This is a genomic window from Salinicola sp. 4072 (genome assembly GCF_036663415.1).
In the GTDB taxonomy this organism is placed as follows: Bacteria; Pseudomonadota; Gammaproteobacteria; order Pseudomonadales; family Halomonadaceae; genus Salinicola; species Salinicola salarius_A.
The window spans coordinates 25,194-49,320 of the sequence record NZ_JAXOVV010000013.1; the positions used below are offsets into that span (position 1 = coordinate 25,194).

The window sequence follows — 24,127 nt, forward strand, 5'->3', positions numbered from 1 at the left end:
GACTCAACCTCCGCCGCGCTGTAGATCAGAGACGTTGGTGATCAGCGAGGCGACGCGTCGCGTCAGTTGGGCGCGACTGGCCTCGAGGGATCCCAGTCTTTCTTTGAGTTCGCGAATCTGAGAAGCGCTGACCCCGGCGGGTAGATTGTCGACGCGTGACTGCAAGGATTCGAGACTGGCATTGAGAGCGGTTTGCCCCTGCCGAAGTTCCGTCAGCGAGCTGCGAATCTGTTCGAGCTCGTCCGTGGACGGTGTCTCCTGCTGCGAGAGCGTATCGACCCGGCTTTCCAACGTCGCCAGCGTGGACTGCAGGTCCGTCAGCGCGGCTTGAGTATTCGAGCCTTCGATCTCTTCGAGCTGCTTCGAGAGCGCTTGCTGATCCTGACGCAGCGTATCGAGCGAGGCGACGAGCTGGTCCGATTGCGTCTGGCTGGCCTGCTCCAGCCGATCCAGAGCGTCGTTCACGGCGGTGATGCGCTCGTCCTGCTGCTGTTGACCGCCTTCGAGCGTGGTCAGCCTTGCCGATAGCGCGCCGCGTTCGTCCTCGCCAGTACTTTCCAGTGCCGTGAACGAGGATTGCAGCGTCGCGATCAAATCACGCAGGTCCTGGTCGGTGTGCTGGAGCGATTCGAGTTGCTGCGCGGTCTGGTCATTTTCGCCAGAATTCGCGACTCTGGTTTCCAGACTACCCACCGCCGCTCGGGTCGCCTCGAACTGATCGCGCAGCCGATCGAACTCGGCGCGCAGACTTTCCCCGGAAGCGTCCAATGTCGAACCGGTCGCATCCAGGCGCTGATTGAGCTTGGCGATCTGGGCATCCTGCGCCTGCAACCTCTGCCAGAGTTGCCAGCCTCCTGCCCCCGCCCCGGCGATCAACAGCAGGATGAGAAACCACAACGGCCACACCTTGGGCGCGCGCCGCCCGGGAGATCCCTGGTAATGGCGCGCGCCCGTTCGGGGTGTCGTCATGTCGCTGCGATCGGGAACGATGGTCGGGGGTGCGCGATGCTCGTCGGATTGTGATGGCATTGACGTCGTATACCTTGCCAATAGTGATGCTGTCGCTGATGGAAACGGGCGATGTGTTTGGCGTTCGCTGGTGCGGACACCGGAAATCGTCTCGCCGGCCACCTACTTTCGGCGTCATCGCGCCAGGGGAATCAGCGTCGGAAGCCGGCCTCGAACGGCCGAAGGATTACGTTACGTGAAAGCCGTTGCGAAGCCTAGGCTTGGCAACGCAGGGTTCGCATGATAACAGCCGCGGTGGAGATATAGGCATCGAATTGGGATCTCGGCTGGGTTCGCGGTAGCATGCCCGCGATCTGCCTCGCCCGTTTCGGCCCGTATCTGCCGCTAACCGTCTTCCAACCCTGTCGATGAGTACGATGTCCCACCTCGCGTCCCGATTCGAATTACCTGCACTTCCGTTCGAGCGCCATTCGCTGGAGCCCGAAGTGTCCAGAGCCCAGGTCGACCTGCTCTATAGCCATCACCATCGCCGTCACATCGACGCCCTCAATGCGCGACAGTCGCCAGATGACAATCTCTCCCTGGCCGCGCTGGCGAACACGGGGGACGAAACCGTGCGCCATCATGCCCAGGAAGCCTGGAACCTGGTGTTCTTCTGGCACGGACTGAGCGCGCGTGGCGTGGAAGTACCCGGGGCACTGGCCCGTCGGATCGATACCGCTTTCGGCGGCGTGGGGGCACTGCAATATCAGTGGCGAGCCCGGATCGACGCGAGCGAGGCCGGGTGGTCGTGGCTGGTGATCGATGCCGAAAACACGTTGCAACTGACGACATCGGCGCCGGGGCGTTTTCCCGTCGGAACGATCCCGTTATTGGCGATCACGCTGGCCGAAGATGCCTACCGAATCGACCATCGAGGTCTGCGAGGAGAGTATTTCGATGCGCTATGGCCGCATTTGAACTGGGAGTACGCGCAACTCAACAGCGAAGTGGCTGAATGAGCGCTGGCCGGACTGGCCAGCGCGGGTTTGAAGGATGCTGCTGACGGGAACCTAGGCCCGCCGCCCGATACCGCGGTAAACGAATCCCCGCGAGGCGACATAGGCCGGATCGTAGATATTGCGACCATCCAGGATCAGCGGCGTGTTGAGCGCCTGCAGCAGGCGTCGCCAGTCCGGGTTCCAGTAACACTTCCACTCGGTCACCAGCATCAGGGCATCGGCGCCTTCGCAGGCGCTGTAGAAGTCGCCTTCGCACAACTCCAACTGCGGGTGATCGGGGTAGAGCTGACCCAGCGCATGCAACGCTGCCGGGTCGTGCACCTTGACCGTGACACCCTGCGCCCACAGCGCTTCCAGCAGCGTCAGCACGGGAGCATGATCGATCCGAGCGGTGCCCGGCTTGAACGCCGCCCCCCAGATAGTGACGGTACGACCTTCGAGTTCGCCCTTGAAATGGTTCCAGAGCTTGCGGAACAGCGTCTCTTTCTTGCTCTCGTTGATGTCGAGGACATGTTCGAGCAAGTGGGACTCACGCCCCGTCGAGTGCTGGACATCGGCCAGACGCATCAGATCGCGAGAGAAGTTGGGGCCACCAAAGCCGCAGCCGGGGTAGAGATATTCGAAACCGATACGCGTATCGGCCCCCATCCCCTGGCGCACGTATTCGACATCCACTTCGAGCGAGTCGGCCAGACCGGCCAGCTCGTTCATGAAGCTGATACGCGTGGCCAGCATGCCGTTGATGGCGAGCTTGGTCAGTTCCGCGGCACGACGAGGCATCAACTGGAACACTTCGTGACGCCGATTGAAGGCGCGCAGCAGTTCGCGAATCTGCTGGGTGCCCCACTCTTCTTCGCTACCCAGCAACCAGTGCGCCGGGCGCGTGAACGTCTCCCACGCGCGCCCTTCCTCGATACGGTCCGGCAGCGCGACGGCGACCTGCCCGGAGTGCCCCAGCAGTGCCTCGAGCTTCTCCGTCTGCCCTACGGGGAAGGTGGAATTGTTGACGACGACCAGGGGCGTGCTCTGGCGCCCCGGCACCTGCCTGACGTAACTCTCGGCGGCTTCGCGCTGATCCGGCGACAGGGCCAGCCAGTGGACGTCCGCATCGGTATCGGCCGGCACCTCTTCGACGATCACCAGCTGGCCGGAGTTCTGGCCGGCAAGGATCTGATCCTTGAGTCCCGGCTCGCTGATCACCCAATCGGCATTGGCCAGACTTTCCCAGGGGAAATCGGCATGCGGCATCCAGGTAACCTGATGCCCGACCGAGCATAATGCGGCTGCGGCAGTCGCCGCGGCCAGTTCGCTACCATGTACGACCACCCGCATCGATTCAGTCCTCGGCCGCGTATTGTTTGATCAATTGACGGAAGCCTTCACCCAGCGTCGGGTGCTTACGTCCCAGCGCCAGTGTCGCCTCGAGATAACCGAGCTGGCTGCCGCAATCATAGGTCTGGCCCTGCATGCGATAGGCGGCCGCGCCGCTTTTCTTGCGCAGCGTCTCGATGGCGTCGGTCAACTGGATTTCATTGCCCGCACCGGGCGGCGTTTCGGCCAGAATCGGGAAGATCTCGCCCGGCAACAGATAACGACCGATCACGGCCAGCGTCGACGGTGCCTCTTCGACCTTCGGCTTCTCGACCATGCCCGTCAACGGTGCGCTCTCGCCGGCAGCCGGCTCGTCGCCTTCCAGCGCCACGATACCGTACTTGTAGGTCAATTCCTTCGGTACGGTCTCGACCATGATCTGGGCCTTGCCGGTTTCGTCGAAGGCTTTGATCATGCCGGTGAGATCGTTGCTGGCCATGCCATCATCGTCGATGACGACGTCCGGCAACAGCACCGCGAACGGGTCGTTGCCAATGACCGGGCGCGCACAGAGGATGGCGTGACCCAGGCCGAGCGCTTCGGGTTGACGCACGCTAATGATATTGACGTCGTCCGGGATGATGTTGCGAAGCTCTTCGAGGAGTTCGTCCTTGCCCTTGGCTTCCAGCTGCGTCTCGAGCTCGAAATGCTTATCGAAATGGTTTTCGATGGCGCTCTTCGAAGAGTGCGTCACCAGCACGATCTCCTTGATGCCTGCCTTTACCGCCTCGGAGACGACATACTGGATCACCGGCTTGTCGACGATCGTGATCATCTCCTTGGGAATCGCCTTGGAGGCGGGCAGACAACGTGTGCCGAATCCGGCGACGGGCAGTACGGCCTTGCGAATCATTTTTGAGGTCCTTCCCTTCCTGGGTATGAAATCAGCGGTTTGTTGGCGTCCCGATATCGGATCCTTACTGCTAGCTTAGCGGGCAAGAAGCCGAAAGCACAGTCGCAGAATGGTGACAAAATCGTGCCGCCCTTTTACCAGCTGTTTTTGCTAACTTGGCATCCAGCCAAGCTACCGTCCATAGTAGAATATCGCAAAGCCACGCACCGCTGAACCGGCTTCGAGTCGCGGCAGCGGTCGATCGACCCATCCGACGGTGCGCCGACATCCCAGGGAAGGAAGACCTATTCATGACACCATCATCTGATAACGCCGCGCTTCACGACAACGTCGCCCTCCATGGCAACGTGGACCAGGCCGAGATCGCCAAGTTCGATGCGCTGGCCAGTCGCTGGTGGGATCGTGAGGGCGAGTTCAAGCCATTGCACGATATCAACCCGTTGCGTCTTGGCTTCATCGAATCGCACGTTTCACTGGCCGGCAAGCGGGTTCTCGACGTGGGCTGCGGTGGCGGCATTCTCAGCGAAGCCATGGCCATGCGTGGCGCTCGGGTCACGGGGATCGATCTGGGGGAAGCGCCGCTGTCGGTTGCCAGGCTGCACCAGATGGAGAGCGGTGTGGAAGTCGACTACCGTCACATCAGCGTGGAGGCGATGGCGGCTGAGCATGCCGGAGAATTCGATGTCGTGACCTGCCTCGAAATGCTCGAACACGTGCCCGATCCCGGTTCGGTCATCGAAGCCTGCGCCAGGCTGGTCAAGCCCGGCGGTCATCTGTTCTTCTCGACGATCAACCGCAACCCGAAGGCATACACCTTTGCGATCCTCGGCGCCGAATATGTGCTGGGCCTGCTGCCGCGCGGTACGCACGAATATCGCAAGTTCATCCGTCCATCGGAGCTGTCGAGCTGGTGCCGTCAACATGGCTTGCGGCTCCAGAACCAGACCGGTCTGACCTACAATCCCGTGTCACGGCGATACCGCCTGACCGCCCATGATGTCTCGGTCAACTACATGGTGCATGTGCGCCCCGAATGGACCGGAGAAGAGCGGACCGGCGGCGGCGGGCAATGAGGTCGAGTGTCTTGCCTCAAGCCTTGCTGTTCGATCTCGACGGCACCTTGATCGATACGGCACCCGACCTGGCCGAAGCCACCAATCGCCTCCGCGAACATCATGGCCTGGCGCGGTTGCCCTACGAGGTGATTCGCGCCCAGGTTTCCAACGGCGGTAGCGCGCTGGTGACACTTGCCCTCGAACTCGCCAGTGATCACCCGGAGCATGCCGTGGCCCGCCGATATCTGCTCGAGCGTTACGCGGAAGTCGTCGCCGACAATAGCCGCGTCTACCCGGGGCTGGAAGCCGTCATCGAGCGCTGGGAAGCCGGGAAGCGCGGCTGGGGCATCGTGACCAACAAGCCCAGGCTGTACGCGGAGCCGCTGGTCGAGGCGCTCGGATTGCGACCGGGCGTGCTCGTGTGCGCCGACGACCTGCCGGTCAGAAAGCCCGATCCCGAACCCCTGCTGTTCGCTGCCAGGCAGCTCGGCGTCGATGCAGGAAAGTGCTGGTATGTGGGAGATCACCGGCGCGACATGGAAGCGGCCGACCGCGCAGGCATGACCGCGGTGGCGGTCCGTTATGGCTATATCCCGGACGACGAGAATATCGATGACTGGCCGGCGGCGCGTTGGTTCGATACCTCCGAGTCGCTTGCTGAGACTCTCCTGGCTTCACTCGCGGAACGCTGAGCGAATCCAGGCAAGGCGGCGGGTCTAGTCGCCCGCCTCACGTCTTCGGCGGTTGGGCGTCGAAAGCCTGACCGCTGACTGACTCGCTGTCCGGCCCCATCAGCCAAAGGTAGGTCGGCATGATCTCTTCCGGCGTACGAAGCACCCGAGGGTCCTCATCCGGATAGGCCGATTGGCGCATGACCGTGCGTGTCGCGCCGGGATTGAGCGAATTGAAGCGGATGGCCGAGCCCTGATGCTCGTCGGCGAGAATCTGCATCAATCCTTCGGTGGCGAATTTCGAGGTCGAATAGGCGCCCCAGTTGGCGCGCCCGCGCCGCCCCACACTGGAAGAGGTGAATATGACGGACGCGCTGGCGGACTGTCCCAGCAGCGGCAGCAGAACTTGCGTCAAGCCTAGCGTGGCGGTGAAGTTGACCTGCATCACCTTCGCCCAGAGTTCCGGGTCGTAGGCGTCGACCGCCACCCTCTCCCCGAGAATGCTCGCGTTGTGGAGCAGACCATCGAGACGGCCGAACTCCTTCTCAAGCTTCGCGACGACCGCTCGATAATCCTGCGAGGTCGCGCTCTCCAGGTTGAGCGGAAATATTGCCGGTTGTGGTGCACCCATTGCCTCGATGGCGTCGTAAACCACTTCGAGACGACTGACGCTACGGCCGAGCAGTATGACCGTAGCCCCATGGCGCGCGTAGCTCATCGCTGCAGCCCGACCGATACCGGCACTGGCACCAGAGATCAACACGATCTTTCCGTCGAGCAACCCGTCAGGTGCCTGGTAATCGATATGACACGTCATAAGGATGTCCTGATCCGCGGAGCCGGAAACCAGGTGGCCGGATTCGATCAGCCACCCATCTGATTGAGAAAGTCTCCTGCCATCTGCGCGGCATTGCTGTCCGGGTAGTCACCGCGGACGCGCTCGAGCAACTGACGACTGCCGTCGGTGTCACCCTGTCGCGCTTTCAGCAAGCCCAACTTGTATAGCGCATCCGGCATCTTGTTGCTTTGCGGATAATCGCTGATGACAGTGTCGAACGCATCGGCGGCCTGATCGAGCTGGGATTGTGCGGAGTAAAGCTCGCCCAACCAGTAGTGCGCATTCGGTAGCAGGCTGGATTGCGGATAGTCACTGATGAACCCCTGGAACGCATCGATGGCCGAATCGAACTGGCGTGACTGCACCAGTTGAAACGCCGCCTGGTAGGCTTCGCGCCCATCTCCGCCACCGCTGCTCGCATTCGGCTTGCTGGACGAACGGTCATCCGCTGCTGCACCAGTTGCGCCATCGTCGGCCGGTACCGGACTGTCCGCGACATCGCTTGCGCTACTGCTGTCGACACTGCCGCTGTCGAGATCGGCGCCTTCCGAACCATTGCTGGTGTCGTTGTCACCAGCCCCCATCCCACCGCCGGAAATGCGGTCGTCGAGGTCCAGGTACTGTTGCTGGGTCTGCCGTTTGAGCTGGTCCAGCTGATAACGCAACTCTTCTACCTGACCACGAAGCTGCTGGATCTGCTGCTGATTGTCCTGCAACTGGTTGAGAATCGTCAGCGTTCCCCCGCCGCTCTGGCGAGCCTCCGTCTGACTATAGAAGCCATTCGATTGACCGGTAAGGTCATCGACGACTGGTTGCTGAGCCCATACGGACAGCGGGAGCACCAGGGCTCCCGCGCCGCACAGTCTTTTCAGACCGTGTTTCATGCTTCTCTCCGTCGGTACTTAGTACGAGAACACGACGCGACGGTTCTTGGCGTAAGCTTCTTCGGTGTGGCCCTGAACTGCCGGACGCTCTTCACCGTAGCTGACGATCTGGATCTGGGACGGAGATACGCCCTGAACGGTCAGGTAACGCTCGACAGCCTGTGCGCGGCGCTCGCCGAGGCCCAGGTTGTATTCGCGAGTACCACGTTCGTCGGCATAGCCCTGCAGAGTCACGTTGGTGTTCGGGTTGGCCATCATGTACTGGGCATGACTGCTCAGTACGGATTCGAATTCGGGGCGAATTTCTTCGCTGTCGAATGCGAAATAGATGGTGTCGACGCTAGGCATCTGCTCGCCGGCACCCATCTGGGAGCCCGAGGTGCCTTGGCCGGAGGTCATGCCCTGGCCAGACATGCTGCCAGAGGTGCCATCCATGTCCCCTTCCTGGGTGCCGCCACTGCTAGAACAGCCAGCCACTACGGCGAGTGAAAGCGCGACCGCTAACGTCTTGGCGTAGGTCTTGATTTGCATTGTCATCTCCTTGCTCGGATGTCGAATGACACAATGACTGTAGTCGTTTAGTTCAAAAACGGCGACCACGCGGGTTCGCGTACGTCACCCTGCGTCGAAGGCAGCCGGAAAGACGCGCGTCCGTCCGAAGAAACTGCCCCCAACACACCTTGCGCCCCTTGCTGGGTAGCGAAGATTATCATGGTGCCATTCGGTGCGACACTGGGCGATTCGTCCCACTGTGAATCAGTCAGAACCGTGACACGACTGGTGTCCATGTCCTGCTTCGCCACGTGATAACCGCTGTCGTCACGAGTGACCATGAAGAGAGTTTTGCCATCGGGCGAAAAGCGCCCGTCGGAGTTGTAGCCGCCGGTGAACGTCACCCGCTCCGCCTGTCCGCCACTGGCCGACATGCGATATAGCTGCGGCGCACCGCTGCGGTCGGAAGTAAAGATCAGGGATCGGCCATCCGGCGTCCAGTCCGGCTCCGTTTCGATGGCGGAGTTGTTGGTCAGGCGGGTCAGTTGGCGCGTTGCCAGATTCATCACGTAGATCTCGGGCTGACCATCCTTGGAGAGCGACATCGCCAGCTTGCGGCCGTCCGGCGACCAGGCCGGCGCGCCATTGATGCCGGGGAACGATGTCAGCCGCACGCGCTCGCCAGTGGAAGCATTCTGGACGTAGATAGCCGAGTTGCCGGATTCGAAGGAGACATAGGCGATCTTCTGGCCGTCGGGCGACCAGGCCGGCGAGAGTATCGGATCATCGGAAGAAAGAACCTGCTGCGCATTGTAACCATCGGCATCGGCCACATAAAGCGCATAGCGAGCGTTCTCGCCCGCCCCGCTGGCCGAGACATAGACGATCCGGGTCGAGAAGGCGCCGCGAATACCGGTGATCGCTTCGAAGATCTGATCGCTGATGTAATGCGCACTGGCACGCAGATTGCCGCTGGACGAGGTCACCGTCTCGCCCAGCATCCGCTTGCCGCCGAGAACGTCCATGAGCTCGTACTGAATGCGATATTGACCGCCCTGCGGCTCGATCTTGCCAACCACGAGGTAGCGGGCGTCGACACGTTTCCAATCGTCGTAGAAAACGTCTTCACTGCTGCTGGGCAGGGAAACGAGAGAGCTGCGGCTCAATGGCGAAAACTGGCCGCTGTGCTCCAGATCGTCGCTGACGATTTGCGCCACATCCTGTGGCAACCCGCCTTGACCACCGAACTCGAACGGCACGACAGCGATTGGCGTTGCCTGATCGCTACCGCGAGTGATTTCGATGGTCAGATTCTGTGCCTGGGCCGTAGTCGTCAGGCAAAGCATTGCCGTCAGCGCTAGCAGCCAACCGCTGGCCAGGGTTTTCCATCCTTGAGACATCCATCGTTTCATCACTGTATATCCCCGGGGGTGAATTTGAGATTGAAGTCACGGAACCGCCGCTGCAACCCCGCGTCAAGCTGCTGAAGCTCACGGAATGGCGCCGCGGCTTCCACGGCCTGCGTCGCCGAGCGATCGAAGCCGGGATTGCCGCTGCTGCGAGTGATGCTGGCTGCCAGCAACTCACCCGAAGGCCCCAGTCTTACACGTACCTGGGCTACCAAACCATTGTCCGCATTGGCCGGCAAGTGCCATCGGTCCTCGACGGCACGCTTGACCAGGTTGATGAAGCTGTTCGACGCCTGGTCGGATTGCTGGGCATTGGCGATCCGCTCCTGTTCGTTGGCAATCGAGTTGTTCAGCGCTTCGGCGGCGGCCTTCTTCGCGGCCGCTTCCGCGGCCTTTTTCTTTTCTGCCTCGGCTTTTGCCTTGGCTTCGGCCTTCGCCTTTTCCTCGGCCTGGCGTTTCTTCTCCGCCTCGGCTTTTGCCTTGGCTTCGGCTTTCGCCTTTTCCTCGGCCTGGCGTTTCTTCTCCGCCTCGGCTTTGGCTTCGGCTTCAGCTTTCGCCTTTTCCTCGGCCTGACGTTTCTTTTCCGCCTCGGCTTTCGCCTCGGCTTTCGCCTCGGCTTTCGCTTCGGCTTCAGCCTTCGCCTTTTCCTCAGCCTGGCGTTTCTTCTCCGCCTCGGCTTTTGCCGCCGCTTCAACCTGACGCTTCTTCTCTGCGTCCGCTCTCGCCCTGGCTTCCGCCTGGCGTTTCGCCTCGGCCGCCTGTTGCTGCTTTTCCGCCGCGGCGCGTTCGGCCGCCGCCTGCTCGGCTGCCTGCTGACGACGCTGGGCCGCCGCTTCGGCCTGTGCCGCTGCCGCTTGCCGTTCAGCCTCCTCGGCTTGAGCTTCTTCCTGCGCTTGCTGCTCGGCTGCCTGCCGGGCCGCTTCCTGCGCCTCCTGTTCGGCCGCCGCCTGGGCGGCTTCTTCGGCCTGGCGCTGTGCAGTACGCGCGCGCGCTTCCTGAGCGTACTGGGCCTGATCCGTTGCCGTCACGTCACTGACCAGTGTCGCCTGCACCACGGACGAAGAGCTCGGCGTGGGCTCGCTGTCCGGCAGGCGCAGCATCGTCATCAGTAGCGCCACCACGTGAACGGCGATCGCCAGGACGACGGGCAAGCCGTAACCCACACGGCGGTTTCGCTTCGCCATGCTGACTCCTTACCCTTTGCCACTCGAAGACGACTCGCCTTGCGGCGGCTCGGAAATCAATCCGACATTCGCCACACCTGCCATCTGCAGCGTACTCATCAGCGTCACGACCTGGCCATACGAGGCATTCTTGTCGCCTCGGACCATGACCGGCGTGTTGGGCTTGCGTTCGAGAATCGCCACCACCTGGTCGCCGACGGTCTGCAACGTAACTGGCTTGTCCTGCTCGCCCAGAGAAATGTAGTACTCACCCTGGCTGTCCACGGAGACGATGATCGGCTCCTGCTCCTCGGTGTCGATCGGCTCCGACGTGACCTGAGGCAGATCGACCTGCACCCCTTGGGTCAGCATTGGCGCGGTGATCATGAAGATCACCAGCAGTACCAGCATGACGTCGATGAACGGGACGACGTTGATTTCGCCCATCGGCTTGCGCCGATGATGGCGGCTATAGGGTCCACCCATGTCGAACCTCCGGCTCAGGCCGCCTGGTTGCCGCCGCGACCTTGCAGGTTACGGTGCAGGATCGAATGGAACTCCTCGGCGAAGTCTTCGTACTCGCCGAGCAGGCGGCTGGCAATGGATGACAGGCGGTTGTAGAAAATGACCGCCGGTATTGCCGCGAACAGCCCCATGGCCGTTGCAACCAGCGCTTCGGCAATCCACGGCGCCACGGTGGAGAGCGTGGCCTGCTGTGCCATCGAGAGACTCTGGAAGGAACCCATGATGCCCCAGACGGTGCCGAACAGGCCGATGTATGGGCTGGCCGATGCCACGGTCGCCAGCAGTGTCAGATTGGCGTTGAGGCTATCTTCTTCGCGTGACAGAGCCACGCGCTGCGAGCGCTGGACGCCGTCGAGCACCGCTTCGCTGCTGCGCGTCTTGGGCATCAGGCGATTGAACTCGCGGAAACCGGCACGGAACACATGCTCGGAGCCCTGGGCCTCGTAGTTCTCCGGGACATCACGGTAGAGCTCGTTGAGATCGACACCCGACCAGAATCGCTCGTCGAACGCTTTCTGCGCCTTTCTGGCTCGGCTCAGCGCGAAACTGCGCTGGAAGATGACGATCCAGGAGGCCACGGAAGCCGCCAACAGCAGGAGCATGACCAGCTGGACCACCAGACTGGCATTCATGATCAGATGGGGGATGGACATGGAGTCGTTCACGAAAAACCTCGAATCACTGGCTTGGAATGTCGGACGTCAGGACCGCGCGTAGTTCGCTGGGCCAACGTATCGGTTTCAGGCGTTGCGCGTCGACACAGGCAATATCGACCGTTGCTTCGCATAATGTATCCCCGTCGTACCGAACTGCCTGCTCGAATTGTAACGAACAGGCAGCAACACGACTGACGCTGGCTGTTACCTCCAGTCGATCGTCGAGTCTGGCCGGACGTGCATAGCGACAGTTCAACGAATGGACGACCAACTGCACGCCCTGCTCGATCAACCCTCGCTGACCGAAACCTAGCGCGTTGAGCCATTCGCTACGCGCACGCTCCATGAATTTCAAATAGTTAACGTAGTACACGATACCGCCGGCGTCGGTATCTTCGATGTAGACTTTCACCGGCAGGGTGAACTCACGCATTGCCGGCTCCGTCGTCGCGGGACATGCCGGCTCGGGCTGCCGGCTCGCCCAGCACGTGCTCGTGCGGGACGATGCCGAAATGGGTATAGGCGGAGCGAGTCACGATCCTGCCTCGGGCGGTACGCATCATGAACCCTTGCTGGATCAGATAGGGTTCGATGACGTCCTCGATCGTGTCGCGCTCCTCGCTGATGGCCGCCGCGAGACTGTCGACCCCGACCGGTCCGCCATCGAATTTCTCGATCATCGCCAGCAGCAGCCGGCGATCCATGTGATCGAGCCCGTGACTATCGACATTGAGCATGTTCAGCGCCTGGTCGGCGACGGGAGCGCTGACCTTGCCGTCGCCCTTGACCTCCGCGAAATCGCGCACCCGCCGCAGCAGGCGGTTGGCGATCCGCGGCGTGCCACGCGCGCGGCGTGCAATCTCTCGGGCCCCAGCGACATCCGCCTGAACGCCCAGCAGTCGCGCCGAGCGGGTGACGATCTCGGTCAGCTCGTCGATGGCATAGAACTCGAGACGCTGGACGATGCCGAATCGGTCGCGCAGCGGCGAGGTCAACAGCCCGGCGCGAGTGGTCGCCCCGACCAACGTGAAACGCGGCAGATCCAGCTTGATCGATCGCGCGGCCGGACCGTCGCCGATCATGATGTCGAGCTGGAAATCCTCCATCGCCGGATAGAGCACTTCCTCCACCGCCGCGGAGAGACGATGAATCTCGTCGATGAACAGCACATCTCCCGGCTGCAGGTTGGTGAGCATGGCGGCCAGGTCGCCGGCCCGCTCCAGTACCGGACCGGAGGTCGACTTGATGTCGACCTCCATTTCGGCGGCGATGATATTGGCGAGCGTGGTCTTGCCCAGCCCGGGCGGGCCGAAAACCAGAGTGTGATCGAGACTGTCGCCCCGCTGGCGCGCGGCGGAAATGAAGATATCGAGCTGCTCGCGCACTCGCGGCTGACCGATGTAGTCACCGAGTCGGCGCGGCCGAATCGCATGGTCGACCTGCTTCTCGCCCTGTTGCGGCGGTGCCGCGATCAGACGGTCGGGTTCAATCATGGGGGCGTTATCCAGCCAGCTGGCGTGACAGCGCCGCTTTGATCAGCGCTTCGGTCGGTAGGGTCTTGTCCAGGCCGGAAAGCATGCGTGACGCTTCCGTGGGTTTGTAGCCCAGCGTGACCAGCGCAGCCTCGGCATCCGCCTGCGGATCGGACGCGCGCCTGGTCATGGCGGAGTCACCCTCGAGCAGCGACCCCTGGCCTTCCTGCCAGTGGGGGAAACGATCGCGCATTTCGACGATCAGCCGGTCCGCCGTCTTCTTGCCGACGCCGGGCAGCTTGGTCAACGCCTTGCTGTCACCTTCCATCACGCAGTGTATGAAGGCGTCGGTATCCATCCCCGACAGAATGGCCAGTGCCAGCTTGGGCCCGACACCATTGACCTTGATCAGCGCCCGGAACAGTTGTCGTTCTTCGTCGCGGGCAAAGCCGTAGAGCAGGTGGGCGTCTTCCCGCACGCTGAGATGCGTGTAGAGTCGCACCTCTTCCCCCACGCCGGGCATCGAGACCAGTGTGGTCATCGAGGTTTCGAGCTCATAACCGACACCATGCACATCGATGACGATCCAGGGGGGATGTTTCTCCAGCAGCGTGCCGTGCAAACGTCCAATCATGCCATCCGTATCCTTACTCTGACGGCGTCCACTATACGCATCGCCGATTCAACTGACTAGCTACCTTCATTGCCTCTAATCATCGGGCCTGAAGTCTCGCCACCGCCCGCCTCGCGACGTCTTTCCGCGACGCTGGGGAGACACTGCCAACAATCCCTGACAGGCATATCCGTGGGTCAGCGCAATGGCCAGCGCATCGGCGGCGTCGGCAGGCGGTGGCGCTTCCAGGGAGAGTATCGCCATCACCATATGCTGGATCTGGGCTTTCTCGGCACCGCCATTGCCCGTGACCGCCTGCTTGACCTGACGGGCGGCGTATTCATGCACCGGGAGGCCATGATTGGCGGCGCAAACGATGGCACTGCCGCGGGCCTGGCCCAGCTTGAGCGCGGAGTCCGCGTTCTTGGCCATGAATACGCGCTCGATGGCGAACTCCGCCGGCCGATAGAGGCCGATCAACTCGCTGACGCCGGCATAGACCCGCGCCAGCTTCTGGGCGAGATCCGCGCCCTCGATGCGAATGCAGCCGCTGGCGACATAGCGCGGCTTGGCGGCGACATCGATCACGCCATAGCCGGTCACCCGTGAACCGGGGTCGATACCCAGCAGAATCACGTGTTGAACTCCCCGACCCTCCGGCCGTAAATCGTCATTGCCATGCTTCTCTCCGATCGATATCGATGAACCGCTCCGATCGACACCAAGGAATACATCGCCGAGCATGCCAGGATAGAACGCGCACCCAGCAATGCCCCTCGAAACGACGCCGGCGCCCCTGGGGGCGCCGGCATCTTTGACCACGAGACTCGTTATTCGCCGGCGCTGTCCGGCTTCGCCTTCTGGCGCAGGCGGATATGCAGCTCCCGGAGCTGCTGGCTGCTGACTTCGCCGGGGGCATCGGTCATCAGGTCGGCGGCGCTCTGCGTCTTGGGGAAGGCGATGACATCGCGGATGGTACGCGAGCCGGTCATCAGCATCACCAGACGATCGAGACCGAAGGCCAGGCCGCCGTGAGGCGGCGCACCAAACTGCAGCGCGTCGAGCAGGAAGCCGAATTTCTCCTCGGCTTCCTCCTTGCCGATGCCGAGCACTTCAAAGACGGCACGCTGCATGGCCTGGTCGTGGATACGAATCGACCCGCCACCCAGTTCGGTGCCGTTCAGTACCATATCGTAGGCGCGCGATAGCGCCGTGGCCGGCGAGGCCTGCAGTTCTTCCGGCGAACACGACGGCGCGGTGAACGGATGGTGCAACGCCGAAAGCCGGCCGTTATCGTCCGCTTCGAACATCGGGAAATCGACGACCCACAACGGCGCCCACTCGGCAGTATAGAGATCGAGATCTTCGCCCAGCTTCACGCGCAGCGCGCCGATCGCCTCGTTGACGATGCGGGCCTTGTCCGCGCCGAAGAAGATGATGTCGCCATCTTCCGCCCCGACGCGATCCAGCAGCTGCTCGACGATATCTTCCATGAACTTGACGATCGGCGACTGCAGACCCTCGAGCCCCTTGGCGCGCTCGTTGACCTTGATCCAGGCTAGCCCCTTGGCGCCGTAGATGCCGACGAACTTGGTGTAGTCGTCGATCTCCTTGCGTGACAGCTTGGCGCCGCCGCTGACCTTGAGCGCGGCCACACGACCGTCTTCCGCTTTCGCCGGGCCGGAGAAGACCTTGAAGTCCACCGACTGCATCAGGTCGTCGACATCCACCAGTTCAAGCGGGATGCGCAGATCCGGCTTGTCGGAGCCATAGCGCTGCATCGCTTCGCTGTAAGGCATGCGCGGGAACGTCGGCAACGCGACGTCCAGCACTTCCTGGAACAGCTGGCGCACCATCTGCTCGGTGGTGCCCATGATGTCCTGCTCGTCGATGAACGAGGCTTCGATGTCGATCTGGGTGAACTCGGGCTGACGATCCGCACGCAGATCTTCGTCGCGGAAGCACTTGGCGATCTGATAGTAGCGATCGAAACCGGACACCATCAGCAGCTGCTTGAACAGCTGCGGAGACTGCGGCAGCGCGAAGAAGTGACCGTCGTGAGTCCGGCTCGGCACCAGGTAATCACGCGCACCTTCCGGCGTGGCGCGGGTCAGAATCGGCGTCTCGATATCGAGAAAGCCCTGCTCCTCAAGATACGCCCGCACGCTGTGGGTGATCCGCGAACGCAGGCGCAGCTTCTCGATCATCTCCGGACGGCGCAGATCGATGTAGCGATACTTGAGCCGGACTTCCTCGCCCACCTTGCCATGCTCGTCGAGCTGGAAAGGCGGCGTGGCGGCGGTATTCAGGACATCGACCTGCTTGGCCAGCACCTCGATCATGCCAGTTGGCATGTTGGGGTTCTGGGTGCCTGCCGGGCGCAGTCGAATACGGCCGACGATACGCAGCACGTATTCGCTACGCGCGCGGTCGGCGTTGGCGAACGCTTCTGCGGTATCGGGATCCACTACCACCTGAGCGACACCGTCTCGATCGCGCATATCGAGGAAAATGACACCGCCATGGTCGCGGCGGCGATGCACCCACCCGCATAGCGTGACTTCGTGATCGATCAATGACTCGTTCAATTGGCCGCAATAATGACTGCGCATGCTGGATCCTAGATTGGTAAAGACTGTAACTCAGGCTGAGGCTTTGCTGTCGCCGCTCGACTTGCTGCCACTTTCGCCTGCCGGTGCGGGGCTGGCGCTATCGCCAACGAGATTTTTCTTGCTGCCCGATTTGAAATCGGTTTCGTACCAACCACCTCCGGCCAGCCGGAATCCAGCTGCCGACACCAGACGGGACAGCTCCGACTGCTCGCAGGCCGGACAGTCGGTCAGCGGCGCCGCGCTGAGCTTCTGGAGTTTTTCCAGGCGATGGCCGCAGGCCTTGCACTCATATTCGTAGATGGGCATGGTTTCATCACTCTATACGGGATAGCGCCGCTTCATGCTTCGGCACTGCCCTGCTATCGACGCGCCCCGTCGCCGGGGCCTCTGCGCGTCGCCCTGCCACCACGACTGATGGGGGCGCCGCGTTTCAAACCGTTCTTGAAAATCGGGGCTGCTTCCGCCTTTTCAAGCGCGTCTTTCGGTCGATCTCGAAGGCGACCGAGGCGGCACCTGGCGTCGCGCTTTCCAAGCCGCGTTCGAAAGCCGCATAGTATAGCGCGCAGCAGCCGGTCGCGGGCAATATTACCGGCTGATAACGCCAATGTCGTCGTTCGCACGCCAGCGATTGCCATGCCATGCGATTCGAGACAGGAAAGAGACAAGGAAAAAGAAGCATGAAAGCCGTTCTTCTGGATGCCGCCTCACTGGGTGACGATGTCGATCTCACCCCGATTCGCGCCCTCGTCGAGAATCTCGATGTCCATCAGCTCACCTCGCCCGAGCAGACGCGGAAGCGCCTGACCGGTGCCACGATCGCCCTGACCAACAAGGTCGTCATCGATGCCGAACTGATCGATGCGCTGCCGGAACTTAAGCTGATCTGCGTACTTGCGACCGGCACCAACAATATCGACATGGCAGCCGCCGAGCGACGGGGAATCGTCGTGCGCAATGTCTCTGCCTATGGTACGGCGAGCGTTGCGCAGCATACTCTGATGTTGATGCTGGCGCTGGCCGCCCGGCTCCCGCTTTACCAGAACGAGGTCAAGGCTGGCGCCTGGCAGCGTAGCGACATTTTCTGCCTGCTGGATCAGCGTACGCTGCAGCTCGCCGGCAAGCATCTGGTCATCGTCGGCAGTGGCGTACTCGGCACCGCCGTGGCCAGGCTGGGCGAAGCGTTCGGCATGCGGGTCACGTTCAGTGCCCGCCCCGGTAACGAGGCCAACGATTCCCGCCCGGCGCTTGCCTCGCTGCTCGACACCGCCGATGTTCTCAGCCTGCACTGCCCGCTGACCGACGAGACGCGCGGCCTCGTCGACAGCGCTGCGCTGGCCGCCATGAAGCCCGATGCGCTGCTGATCAACTGCGCGCGCGGCGGTATCATCGATGAAGCCGCCGCTCTGGCCGCCTTGCGGGATCAACGTCTCGGTGGCCTGGCCGTCGACAGTCTGCCCAGCGAGCCGCCGCGCGAGGGCCATATGCTACTCGACGCGCTAGCCGAGCCGCTCAATCTCATCGTGACCCCTCACAATGCCTGGATCACGCCGGAAGCGCGTCAGCGCGTCGTCGAGTTGACGGCAGACAATCTGCGCGGCTGGCTGGCTTGAGGAGCAACGAAATGGCACACGAAACACCGGTGGTCTACAACTACGGCTCTATCAATATCGATCACGTCTATCGGGTTCCCCACCTGGTTCGGCCCGGCGAGACGCTTTCCAGCACCAGCCTGCATCAGGTCCTGGGGGGCAAGGGAGCCAACCAGTCGTTGGCACTGGCACGTGCCGGCGGGCGCGTCGTCCATTGGGGCCGCCTCGGCGAGGCCGACCGCTGGGCGCTGGCCCCGCTGATCGAAGCGGGCGTCGAGGTGAGCGATGTCGAACTGGTTGCCGGAGCCAGCGGTCATGCGCTGATTCAGGTCGATGACGCTGCCGAAAACGCGATCATCCTCTACCCCGGCGCCAATCACGGCTTCGAGGAGAGTCGTCTGAGCGCGCTGGTCGATGCTGCCGAATCCGGCGACTGGGTCCTGATGCAGAACGAGTGCAACGCCGCTGAGCGTATGCTGCGTCTCGCGGCAGAGCGCGGACTTTCCGTCGCCTTCAATCCCGCACCGCTCTCCCCCGATGTCGTCGACCTGCCGCTGGAGCTCTGCCGGATCCTGTTTCTCAACCGTGGCGAGGCGGCAGCGCTGGTGGCGCAGGACGAAAACGCCGATGCCGACACCCTGCTGGCAGCATTGACGACACGGCTGCCGGACGTCGAGATCGTGCTGACGCTGGGTAGCGAGGGCGTTTGCCATCAGTACCGTGGCGAGCGGGTGACGCTGGCCGCTCATCGCGTGGAGGCCGTCGACACGACCGCTGCCGGCGACACCTTCATCGGCTATTTCATGGCGGCTAGGCAACGGGGCGACGGCATCGAGCAGGCTCTTCGTCTGGCGACGACCGCATCGGCGCTGTGCGTCCAGCAGGCCGGCGCCGAGCCGAGCATCCCCATCGTCGCCGCCGTCGAAGAGGCGCTGACGACGCTGCCTGCCCTCACCCTCGAGCAACGGAGCGGCTGATCGAGGGCCGTCATCGATGATCATCAACCCTTCATGGCCAGCGCCTTGGCTGGCTTGCAACAAGATCGAACCCAGGAACTAGCATGCCCATACCCATCATTTTCGACACCGATCCCGGCGTCGACGACGCGCAAGCCATCGCCATCGCGTTGGCTCACCCCGAGATCGAACTGCTGGGGCTGACGACGACTTTCGGCAACGTCACGATAGAGGTCGCGACTCACAATGCGCTGCTGCTCGCCGAGCTGGCCGGTCAATCGATCCCGGTCGCTCAGGGCGCGGCGGGCCCCATGGTCAAGCGCAAGAATCCGCCGCCGGGTCACATCCATGGAGACAACGGCCTGGGTAATATCGCGCTACCCGAAATCACGACACAGGCGCTGAAACAGAGCGCCGCCCAGTTCATCGTCGACCAGGTCAATGCCCGCCCTGGTGAAGTCGTTCTGGTGGCCGTCGGGCCGCTGGGGAATCTCGCTGCTGCGCTGCAGCTCGACCCCGGTCTGGTCGACAAGGTCAAGCGAGTGGTGGTGATGGGGGGCTCGATTCGCGAAGGCGGCAACGTGACGCCGGTCGCGGAAGCCAACATCTTCAACGATCCTCACGCTGCCGCCAGGGTCCTGCAGGCGGACTGGCCGCTTACGCTGGTCGGGCTGGACGCGACGCATCGCTGCGTGCTGGACCCGCAGAGCATGGCGCGGATCGTCGAAGCCCAAGGGGCGCTGGGAAAGGTGCTGGATGAAAGCTATGCCTTCTACCGCCAGTTCTACCAGCAGGCGCTGGGCATCGATGGCTGCTGCCCCCACGACAGTTGCGCGCTGGTCTGGCTACTTCGACCCGATCTCTTCAGCGTCGAACGAGGCCATTTGAGCGTGGTTACCGATGGGCTGGCCGAAGGCCAGACGGTGATGGCGCCGGAGCAGCGCGAGTTCGTGGACACGCGTTGGTCGCAGGGTACGGCGGCTGAGGTCTGCCTGAGCGCCAACGGCCCGGGCGTGATCGACTGGATCGTCGAAACGCTCACGACCTACCCATCTCCCTGATGCGCGCTCGCCCGGTCGCTATTCGTGGCGATCGGGCGAGTTCGTTGCCGTTCGGCTTCAGCCCGTAGTGAAGCTCGCCGGCGCCGCGAGCGTGGCTTCTTCCACGGCGACGTCGGTCACGTCGGCCGCTGGCGAACCTTCCCACAGTTGATCGATCAATTCGGCGATGGCGACAGCTTCACCGCAGGCAACCACTTCGACCCGGCCATCCTCGAGGTTGATCGCATGTCCGGTGATGCCCCAGCGTTCCGCATGGCGACGCACATGCTCACGATAGCTCACGCCTTGCACTCGCCCGCTCACCCGAGCCTTGATCGTCCGATGGGTCATGAGATGAATTCTCCTTTGTAATCACTTCATGGCGTATCACTACCGCTGTGTTGCGAGGCACGATATGACCGCCCTTGGCAAGGACATGCGTCCGGGTAAACGCGGCGCCAAACAGCAGAATCAGCGATGAGTAATACACCCATAGTAGAACCAGCACGACCGAGCCGGCCGCCCCATAGGTCGATGCCGTTGCGGTATGTGCCAGATAGGCGGCGATGGCATTGCGCCCGATGATGAACAGCACCGCCGTCACCAGAGCACCCAGCAGCACATCGCGATAGGAAAGCACGACATCTGGCAACACCTTGAAAATCGCGGCAAAAAACAGCGTCACGACCACGATGGACAGGACGAACTGGGCCGTGTCCAGCAGGAATACGCTGCCCGGCACCCAGTCACCCGCGTAGTCGAAGGTCACCCGCAGGATCACGCCCAACACCAGGGACACCATCAGCACGAAGCCGATGGCCAGTACCACCGCCATGGATAGCAGGCGCTTCTTGGCAAACAGTAGAACGCTGTTTCGGTCCGGGTTGGGCGCGACGCCCCAGATGGTATTGAGCGAGAACTGCATCTGGCCGAAAACCGTGGTCGCACCAATCAGCAGCGTCACGAAGCCGATGATGGTGGGCAGAATGCCTGAAGCCTCGATACTGGACTGCGCTACGGCATCCTCGATCGCGTTGGCTGCGGAAGGCCCCAGAGTATTCTGCAACCGGGCCACGATTTCCCCGCGGGCAGCATCTTCACCCAACCACAATCCGACCACGCTGACCGCAATGATCACCGTCGGTGCCAAGGAAAACAGCGTGTAGAACGCCAGCGAACCGGCATAGCTGAAGGCATTACGATCGAGCCACAGCTTGACGGAATCGCGGACCACGGCGACCCAGTACTTGAAGAAGGAGATGGCGTTGGAATGGAGGGCTGTCACGTTGGTTCCTTGTTGTTGGCTGTCACCCGGCGAGGTGCAGACGAACTCCGGGAATCACTGGTCATGGGCTGTTTTGTCGATACATCAACAGTCTAGACGAGATCGCGGCCGTACCCAGCCCATGAGCAAATTCGGCACTCGGCAATTTCACGCGCCGGGCTCGGCTCATGCTCGCAGGAAGTCGCTCGGAAGCTTCATCATCCGCCGCCACAGTTTCTCCACGCCCGGCTTGTGCACCAGTGAGCAACGATAGAGACGAATCTCCAGCGGGATATCCCAGTTTTCCCCCGCCGCACGGACCAGCTTGCCGCTGGCCAACTCGTCGCGAATGCAGAAATCGGGGATCCAGGCGAGGCCGACACCCTGGAGAGCCATGCCCTTGAGCCCTTCCGCCATCGCAGTTTCATAGACCGTTTTCAGTCGCATGCGCCCTGGCTCGTTCTTGAGCAGCATGCGTACGCTGCGGCCAAGAAAAGCGCCCTGAGTGTAGGAAAGAAACGGTATCGCGCCTTCCCCATCGAAGGAGAATTTCGGCCCGCCGGCGGCATCCGGCACGCTCACGGGCAGCATCTTGACCTGGCCGATGGAGAACGAGGGAAATATCTCCGCATCCAGCTGCATGGTGGCATAGGGATCGTGATACGCCAGCATCAGGTCGCAATTGCCCTCTCGCAGCACATGGATGGCATCGCCCACATTCATGGCCACCAGACGCGTCGGCAGTTCACCTACCCCCTTCTGCAAGCGTGAAATCCAGGGTGGATAGAAGGCCAGTGCCAGCGAATGCGCGGCGACGATATCCAGCGCCTCGTTGTCCATTGCCAGGCCACGAAGATGGGCCAGGCTATCGTTGAGCTGTTCGACGATATTGCGTGCGGTGACCAGGAAGAGCTGGCCTTCTGGTGTCAGGCTTACCGGTGTCGTCGAGCGGTCAACCAGAGTGGCGCCGATCGCCTGCTCCAGCGAACGAATCCGGCGACTGAAAGCCGGTTGCGTGACATGGCGTTGACGCGCGGATCCCGAGAAACTGCGCGTATTGGCTAGGGCAATGAAGTCTTCGAGCCATTTGGTTTCAAGATTCAATGAAGCCTCCGGCATCCCTTCTGCTACCCGGCCACCGGGCCGGTAGTGAAGGCTGCGTCATCATTGTACGGGTGACAGTAGATAAGTGGCCCGCGAGAGCAGCTTGCGCCAGAGCGGACGCTCGGCAAGCTCACGCTGGCTGACTTGGCGGCTGTTGGCGAAATCCTTCTCGAGCATATCGAACACGGCAGCCGCGAAGATCTTGTCGGGTATATAGGCGGTGACCTCGAAATTCAGCCTGAAGGACCGGTTGTCGAGATTGACCGTTCCCACCATTGAGGTGTGGTCATCCACGAGGAGGACTTTCTGGTGTAGGAAACCCGGTTGATAACGGTATATTTTTACACCATTACGAATCATCTCCGGCAAGAAGGCAAAGGCCGAGAGAAACACCAGGAGGTGGTCCGGTCGTTCAGGGATCAAAACACGAACATCGACACCGCGCAGCGCTGCCAACGTCAGCGCGTCCTGAACGCCATGATCGGGAACGAAATACGGGCTGGTCACCCAAAGGCGATGCCGGGCCCCGTGAATGGCATGCTGCACCAGCAGGCTTGCCGTTTCGCGCCCATCCGCCGGGCCGGAAGGCACGACGGCTACGTGTTGAGACGCTCCCGATACGGCCTCGGGCTGCCAGCCCAGCGCCAGGATATCCCCCGTTGCCCAGTACCAGTCTTCCCAGAAGGCCTCCTGCAGTGCCAGCACGCTCGGCCCCTGCAGCTTGAGGTGCGTGTCACGCCACTTGCCGTACCGCTCGACGCGCCCCAGGTATTCATCGGCCACGTTGAATCCGCCGGTCCACCCCTCGTGACCGTCGATCACCACGATCTTGCGATGGTTGCGGAAATTGATCTGGAAACGATGCCGCCAACCGCGAGACGAATTGAAGGCCGAAACGCGGACGCCCGCCTCTTCGAGATCCCGTAGATAGCCACCGGATAGCCCTCGACTACCGATCTCGTCATAGAGAAAGTAGACGTTGACGCCACGCTCGGCCTGATGGATCAGCTTCCGCTTGAAGACCATGCCGATCTCGTCGGCGCGGACGATGAAGAACTGGACCAGAATGTAGGTTTCGGCACGATCGATACCGTTGAACAGGCTTTCGAAAGTCTCGTCGCCGTCGATCAGCAGCTCGGCCCGATTGCCCCGGGTCATCGGCATCCGTGCCAGCTCCTCGACGGCGCGAATGCGCCCGCTGACGGTCTCCGGCCGGGAAATGTAAGGTTCGGTCTGCGGACGATAGCGCTGCAGCACCTGGCGAAGCACGGTATCGCGTTCGCCCCGAGCGGAGACATAGCCGTAGAACCGCGGACGACCGAAAGTCCAGAAAATGGGCACGGCGATGTAAGGGAAGCTGATCAACGTGACGATCCATGCGACGGCGCCTTGAGAAGTGCGGCTCGACATCAGCGCCACCACTGCCGTAACGATGCCCGCAACATGGGAGACGAACAGCAGCATACCGATCAGCCAGGTCATGTCCGCCATCGTTCACCATATCGCATCATGTCATCGCTCCCGCCGAAATCGTCAAGCCAACCAGCATCATACCGAAAAAAGAAGAGAGCCCCACAGGGCTCTCTTCTT

At 62.1% G+C, this 24,127-nt stretch carries 26 protein-coding genes; 6 read left to right on the forward strand and 20 right to left on the reverse strand.

Going from position 1 to position 24,127, the window contains the following annotated elements:
* Positions 1-3: 3 nt before the first annotated feature.
* On the reverse strand, positions 4-1,029 hold the full coding sequence (locus R3F72_RS10370; protein WP_332779583.1) for a hypothetical protein: 1,026 nt from the start codon (positions 1,027-1,029) through the stop codon (positions 4-6).
* A 356-nt stretch (positions 1,030-1,385) separates the two neighbouring features.
* Here R3F72_RS10370 and R3F72_RS10375 point away from each other — a divergent pair, with 356 nt between their 5' ends.
* On the forward strand, positions 1,386-1,970 hold the full coding sequence (locus R3F72_RS10375) for a superoxide dismutase (RefSeq protein WP_303854757.1): 585 nt from the start codon (positions 1,386-1,388) through the stop codon (positions 1,968-1,970).
* A 51-nt stretch (positions 1,971-2,021) separates the two neighbouring features.
* Here R3F72_RS10375 and R3F72_RS10380 read toward each other — a convergent pair whose 3' ends face one another.
* Both R3F72_RS10380 and galU read right to left on the reverse strand, forming a co-directional pair.
* Positions 2,022-3,302, reverse strand: a complete 1,281-nt coding sequence (locus R3F72_RS10380; protein ID WP_087719730.1) for a nucleotide sugar dehydrogenase — start codon at positions 3,300-3,302, stop codon at positions 2,022-2,024.
* A 4-nt stretch (positions 3,303-3,306) separates the two neighbouring features.
* Positions 3,307-4,194, reverse strand: a complete 888-nt coding sequence (gene galU / locus R3F72_RS10385) for a UTP--glucose-1-phosphate uridylyltransferase GalU (RefSeq protein WP_087719729.1) — start codon at positions 4,192-4,194, stop codon at positions 3,307-3,309.
* A 290-nt stretch (positions 4,195-4,484) separates the two neighbouring features.
* Here galU and ubiG point away from each other — a divergent pair, with 290 nt between their 5' ends.
* Both ubiG and R3F72_RS10395 read left to right on the forward strand, forming a co-directional pair.
* Positions 4,485-5,267 carry a bifunctional 2-polyprenyl-6-hydroxyphenol methylase/3-demethylubiquinol 3-O-methyltransferase UbiG gene (ubiG, locus tag R3F72_RS10390; protein WP_332779584.1) on the forward strand — a complete coding sequence of 261 codons (783 nt, stop codon included), beginning with the start codon at positions 4,485-4,487 and terminating at the stop codon, positions 5,265-5,267.
* Positions 5,264-5,941 (forward strand): HAD-IA family hydrolase, encoded by a 678-nt coding sequence (locus R3F72_RS10395; RefSeq protein ID WP_332779585.1) that lies wholly within the window; start codon positions 5,264-5,266, stop codon positions 5,939-5,941. The genes ubiG and R3F72_RS10395 overlap by 4 nt, the downstream gene beginning before the upstream one ends.
* A gap of 37 nt (positions 5,942-5,978) precedes the next feature.
* Here R3F72_RS10395 and R3F72_RS10400 read toward each other — a convergent pair whose 3' ends face one another.
* The 13 genes from R3F72_RS10400 to R3F72_RS10460 all read right to left on the reverse strand — a co-directional run bounded on the left by R3F72_RS10400 (position 5,979) and on the right by R3F72_RS10460 (position 16,890).
* Entirely contained in the window at positions 5,979-6,737 is a 759-nt protein-coding gene (locus R3F72_RS10400; protein ID WP_332779586.1) for a YciK family oxidoreductase, read from the reverse strand.
* A 47-nt stretch (positions 6,738-6,784) separates the two neighbouring features.
* The gene (gene ybgF, locus R3F72_RS10405) at positions 6,785-7,642 is read right to left on the reverse strand and encodes a tol-pal system protein YbgF (protein WP_087719725.1); all 858 of its coding nucleotides are present in this window, start codon (positions 7,640-7,642) and stop codon (positions 6,785-6,787) included.
* An 18-nt stretch (positions 7,643-7,660) separates the two neighbouring features.
* On the reverse strand, positions 7,661-8,173 hold the full coding sequence (gene pal / locus R3F72_RS10410; RefSeq protein WP_303854764.1) for a peptidoglycan-associated lipoprotein Pal: 513 nt from the start codon (positions 8,171-8,173) through the stop codon (positions 7,661-7,663).
* 47 nt (positions 8,174-8,220) lie between these two features.
* Positions 8,221-9,534 carry a Tol-Pal system beta propeller repeat protein TolB gene (gene tolB / locus R3F72_RS10415; RefSeq protein WP_442978343.1) on the reverse strand — a complete coding sequence of 438 codons (1,314 nt, stop codon included), beginning with the start codon at positions 9,532-9,534 and terminating at the stop codon, positions 8,221-8,223.
* An 11-nt stretch (positions 9,535-9,545) separates the two neighbouring features.
* Positions 9,546-10,727, reverse strand: coding sequence for a cell envelope integrity protein TolA (gene tolA / locus R3F72_RS10420; protein WP_332779587.1), 1,182 nt, complete (start codon positions 10,725-10,727; stop codon positions 9,546-9,548).
* Positions 10,728-10,736: 9 nt separating this feature from the next.
* Positions 10,737-11,192 carry a protein TolR gene (gene tolR, locus R3F72_RS10425; protein ID WP_087719721.1) on the reverse strand — a complete coding sequence of 152 codons (456 nt, stop codon included), beginning with the start codon at positions 11,190-11,192 and terminating at the stop codon, positions 10,737-10,739.
* 14 nt (positions 11,193-11,206) lie between these two features.
* The gene (gene tolQ / locus R3F72_RS10430; RefSeq protein ID WP_087719720.1) at positions 11,207-11,896 is read right to left on the reverse strand and encodes a protein TolQ; all 690 of its coding nucleotides are present in this window, start codon (positions 11,894-11,896) and stop codon (positions 11,207-11,209) included.
* Between the two features lie 13 nt (positions 11,897-11,909).
* Positions 11,910-12,320, reverse strand: coding sequence for a tol-pal system-associated acyl-CoA thioesterase (ybgC, locus tag R3F72_RS10435; protein ID WP_087719719.1), 411 nt, complete (start codon positions 12,318-12,320; stop codon positions 11,910-11,912).
* Positions 12,313-13,380, reverse strand: a complete 1,068-nt coding sequence (gene ruvB / locus R3F72_RS10440) for a Holliday junction branch migration DNA helicase RuvB (RefSeq protein WP_087719718.1) — start codon at positions 13,378-13,380, stop codon at positions 12,313-12,315. The genes ybgC and ruvB overlap by 8 nt, the downstream gene beginning before the upstream one ends.
* A 7-nt stretch (positions 13,381-13,387) precedes the next feature.
* On the reverse strand, positions 13,388-13,993 hold the full coding sequence (ruvA, locus tag R3F72_RS10445; RefSeq protein ID WP_087719717.1) for a Holliday junction branch migration protein RuvA: 606 nt from the start codon (positions 13,991-13,993) through the stop codon (positions 13,388-13,390).
* Between the two features lie 75 nt (positions 13,994-14,068).
* Complete coding sequence (gene ruvC / locus R3F72_RS10450; protein WP_256961289.1) at positions 14,069-14,608, reverse strand: crossover junction endodeoxyribonuclease RuvC; 540 nt, start codon at positions 14,606-14,608, stop codon at positions 14,069-14,071.
* A 194-nt stretch (positions 14,609-14,802) separates the two neighbouring features.
* The gene (gene aspS, locus R3F72_RS10455; protein WP_332779588.1) at positions 14,803-16,584 is read right to left on the reverse strand and encodes an aspartate--tRNA ligase; all 1,782 of its coding nucleotides are present in this window, start codon (positions 16,582-16,584) and stop codon (positions 14,803-14,805) included.
* 30 nt (positions 16,585-16,614) lie between these two features.
* Positions 16,615-16,890, reverse strand: coding sequence for an FmdB family zinc ribbon protein (locus tag R3F72_RS10460; RefSeq protein WP_303854336.1), 276 nt, complete (start codon positions 16,888-16,890; stop codon positions 16,615-16,617).
* Positions 16,891-17,261: 371 nt separating this feature from the next.
* Between R3F72_RS10460 and R3F72_RS10465 the strand changes: the two genes are divergently transcribed.
* From R3F72_RS10465 to R3F72_RS10475, 3 genes are all read left to right on the forward strand, one after another.
* On the forward strand, positions 17,262-18,194 hold the full coding sequence (locus R3F72_RS10465; protein WP_332779589.1) for a D-2-hydroxyacid dehydrogenase: 933 nt from the start codon (positions 17,262-17,264) through the stop codon (positions 18,192-18,194).
* A gap of 11 nt (positions 18,195-18,205) precedes the next feature.
* Complete coding sequence (locus R3F72_RS10470; protein ID WP_303854339.1) at positions 18,206-19,150, forward strand: ribokinase; 945 nt, start codon at positions 18,206-18,208, stop codon at positions 19,148-19,150.
* 83 nt (positions 19,151-19,233) lie between these two features.
* A complete protein-coding gene (locus R3F72_RS10475) occupies positions 19,234-20,190 on the forward strand; it encodes a nucleoside hydrolase (protein ID WP_087719711.1) in 957 nt (318 codons plus the stop codon).
* A 57-nt stretch (positions 20,191-20,247) separates the two neighbouring features.
* Here the strand turns inward: R3F72_RS10475 and R3F72_RS10480 are convergent, their stop codons facing one another.
* The 4 genes from R3F72_RS10480 to cls all read right to left on the reverse strand — a co-directional run bounded on the left by R3F72_RS10480 (position 20,248) and on the right by cls (position 24,028).
* Positions 20,248-20,472: an acylphosphatase gene (locus tag R3F72_RS10480; RefSeq protein WP_303854343.1), complete on the reverse strand. Its 225-nt coding sequence runs from the start codon at positions 20,470-20,472 to the stop codon at positions 20,248-20,250.
* Positions 20,459-21,454: a YihY/virulence factor BrkB family protein gene (locus tag R3F72_RS10485; protein WP_256961287.1), complete on the reverse strand. Its 996-nt coding sequence runs from the start codon at positions 21,452-21,454 to the stop codon at positions 20,459-20,461. The genes R3F72_RS10480 and R3F72_RS10485 overlap by 14 nt, the downstream gene beginning before the upstream one ends.
* A 165-nt stretch (positions 21,455-21,619) precedes the next feature.
* On the reverse strand, positions 21,620-22,537 hold the full coding sequence (locus R3F72_RS10490) for a LysR substrate-binding domain-containing protein (RefSeq protein ID WP_303854345.1): 918 nt from the start codon (positions 22,535-22,537) through the stop codon (positions 21,620-21,622).
* Between the two features lie 60 nt (positions 22,538-22,597).
* Positions 22,598-24,028, reverse strand: coding sequence for a cardiolipin synthase (cls, locus tag R3F72_RS10495; RefSeq protein WP_442978344.1), 1,431 nt, complete (start codon positions 24,026-24,028; stop codon positions 22,598-22,600).
* Positions 24,029-24,127: the final 99 nt, after the last annotated feature.